Source organism: Arenimonas sp. (assembly GCF_036275555.1).
Classification (GTDB): domain Bacteria; phylum Pseudomonadota; class Gammaproteobacteria; order Xanthomonadales; family Xanthomonadaceae; genus Arenimonas.
Genome location: NZ_DASUDO010000049.1, coordinates 1 through 2,500 on the forward strand (window position 1 = coordinate 1; position 2,500 = coordinate 2,500).

Genomic DNA, 2,500 nt, shown 5'->3' on the forward strand with positions numbered 1-2,500 from the left:
GAGACGATGCCGTGCTGGCCGCAGAAGTCGAGCATCTCCTGGGTCTCGGCAATGCCGCCGATCAGCGAGCCGCCGATGCTGCGGCGCTTGAAGATCAGGTTGGCCACGGCCGGCGCCGGATGCGGATGCTCCGGCACGCCGACGAGCACGAGCGTGCCGTCGCGCTTGAGCAGGGCCAGGAAGGCGTCGAGATCGTGCGCGGCGGCCACGGTGTCGAGCACCAGGTCGTAGCGGCGCGCCTGGGCCTTCATCTGCGCGCGGTCCTTGGAGATCACCACCTCGCTCGCGCCCAGGCGCCGGGCATCCTCGCCCTTGCCCGGCGAGGTGGTGAACAGCGTCACCTCCGCGCCCATGGCGCGCGCCAGCTTCACCGCCATGTGGCCCAGGCCGCCCAGGCCGACGATGCCGACCTTCATGCCGGGCCCGACCTTCCAGTGGCGCAGCGGCGAATACGTGGTGATGCCCGCGCACAGCAGGGGCGCGGCGGCGGCCGGGTCGAGGCCCTCGGGGATGCGCAGCACGAAGTCCTGGTCGACGACGATGCGCGTCGAGTAGCCGCCGTAGGTGATGCCGCCGGAAATCTTGTCGGGCGCGTTGTAGGTGCCGGTGAAGCCGCGCTCGCAGTACTGCTCCAGGCCCTCCTGGCAGCTCGCGCACTGGCGGCAGGACTCGACCATGCAGCCCACGCCCACGGTCTGGCCGGGCGTGAAGCGCGTGACCTCGGCGCCCACCGCCGTGACCGTGCCGACGATCTCGTGGCCCGGCACGCAGGGATACACCGTACCGCCCCATTCGCCGCGCGCCGTGTGCAGGTCGGAATGGCAGACGCCGCAGTAGCGGATCTCGATGTCCACGTCGCGCGGGCCGGGCGCGCGCCGCGTCAGGGTCCAGGGCGCGAGCGGGGCGGTGGCGGAAGCGGCGGCGTAGGCGGCGGCGGTGACCGTCATGGGAACTCCGGCAGCAGGGGCGGAGCCGCTGTATAGCACCCGCGACAGTGCTCGAAAAGCCGACTGATCAAGTACTTGGCAGGGGTTGCCCGGATGGGCGCATCAATGGACTGTACGGATTTACAGTATCCGGCGATCGCGATACTGTATGAATGAACAGTTATCCGGTACCGCCATGGACCCGCTGACCCTCCGCCAGGCCGAAATCCTCGACTACCTGCGCCGCCACATCGCCGAGCAGGGCCTGCCACCGACGCGCGCCGACATCGTCGCCGCCTTCGGCTTCCGCTCGCTCACGGCCGCGGACGACCACCTGCGCGCCCTGGCGCGCAAGGGCGCGATCGAGCTCCTGCCCGGCGCCTCGCGCGGTATCCGCCTGCGCGACAGTGAAACCCCGGCCGCCAACGAGGGCCTGCCGCTGGTGGGCCGCGTGGCCGCCGGTGCGCCGATCCTGGCGCAGGAGAGCATCGAGGACTGGTACCGCGTCGACCGCAAGCTGTTCGCGGCGGCGCCCGACTTCCTGCTGCGCGTGCAGGGCTGGTCGATGCGCGACGCCGGCATCCTGCCGGGCGACCTGCTCGCGGTGCAGCGCACGAGCACGGCGCGCAACGGCGAGATCGTGGTGGCGCGCCTGGGCGACGAGGTCACGGTGAAATACTTCGAGCACCAGGGCGACCGCGTGCGCCTGCTGCCCGCCAACCCGGACTACGCGCCCATCCGCATCGACCTCGCGCGCCAGGAGCTGGCGATCGAGGGCCGCGCCGTCGGCCTGCTGCGCGGCCAGCTCGGCGGCTTCGGCACCGGTCTGCCGACGGGCCTTCCCGGCATCACATGAGTCGCGCGGCGGCCCTGCAGGACCTGCTGCGCGACGCGCGGCTGTGGCGCGGCGACGGCGCCGCCGCGGTATCCGCGGAAGCGACGGGACATCCGGCGCTGGACGCGGTGCTGCCCGGCGGCGGCTGGCCGCGCGGCGCGGTCAGCGAGATCCTGCATGCGCAGCCAGGCATGGGCGAACTGGGCCTGGCCGTGCCGCTGCTCGTCCGCCTGACCCAGGCGCACAGGCCCGTGGCCTTCATCGCCCCACGCTGCGTGCCCTACGCCCCGGCTCTGGCGGCGCGCGGCGTGGCGCTGGCGCAGGTGCTGGTGGTGGAAACGCGCCAGGCGGTCGATGCGCTCTGGGCCGCCGAGCAGCTGCTGCATGCCCGCGCCGGCGCGATCCTGCTCTGGGCTGAACCCGATGCCACGGCCCTGCGCCGCCTGCAGCTCGCCGCCGAGCAGGGCGGTGCCTGCGCCCTGCTCTTCCGCGGGCCGGCCGCGGCGCGGGAGAGCAGCGTCGCCAGCCTGCGCCTGCAGCTCAGCCGCGGCCTCCGTGGTCCACGCGCACCGGTGCAGGTCCAGGTGCTGAAGTGCCGCGGCGCACGGCCGCCGCTGCAGTACGCGGTCAGCGCCTGAGGTGCGGCCATGCTCTGGCTCTGCCTGCATTTCCCGCAGCTGCCCGCCGAGGCCCTGGGCCTGGATCCGGCCCGCGTCGCAGTCGTCGACGGCCAGGGCGC

At 73.1% G+C, this 2,500-nt stretch carries 3 protein-coding genes; 2 read left to right on the forward strand and 1 reads right to left on the reverse strand.

Going from position 1 to position 2,500, the window contains the following annotated elements:
* Nucleotides 1-947 (reverse strand): NAD(P)-dependent alcohol dehydrogenase (locus tag VFV21_RS13450; protein WP_329669931.1); only part of this gene is annotated, 947 nt, incomplete at its 3' end.
* Between the two features lie 175 nt (nucleotides 948-1,122).
* Between VFV21_RS13450 and lexA the strand changes: the two genes are divergently transcribed.
* Together lexA and imuA are read left to right on the forward strand one after the other, a co-directional pair.
* Complete coding sequence (gene lexA / locus VFV21_RS13455) at nucleotides 1,123-1,782, forward strand: transcriptional repressor LexA (protein WP_329669932.1); 660 nt, start codon at nucleotides 1,123-1,125, stop codon at nucleotides 1,780-1,782.
* Nucleotides 1,779-2,399 (forward strand): translesion DNA synthesis-associated protein ImuA, encoded by a 621-nt coding sequence (gene imuA / locus VFV21_RS13460; protein ID WP_329669933.1) that lies wholly within the window; start codon nucleotides 1,779-1,781, stop codon nucleotides 2,397-2,399. The genes lexA and imuA overlap by 4 nt, the downstream gene beginning before the upstream one ends.
* Nucleotides 2,400-2,500 lie beyond the last annotated feature (101 nt).

Bases quoted from the DNA above. Each gene is read 5' to 3' on its own strand.
- lexA (WP_329669932.1), top strand. From the start codon at position 1,123: ATGGACCCGCTGACCCTCCGCCAGGCCGAAATCCTCGACTACCTGCGC.
- imuA (WP_329669933.1), top strand. From the start codon at position 1,779: ATGAGTCGCGCGGCGGCCCTGCAGGACCTGCTGCGCGACGCGCGGCTG.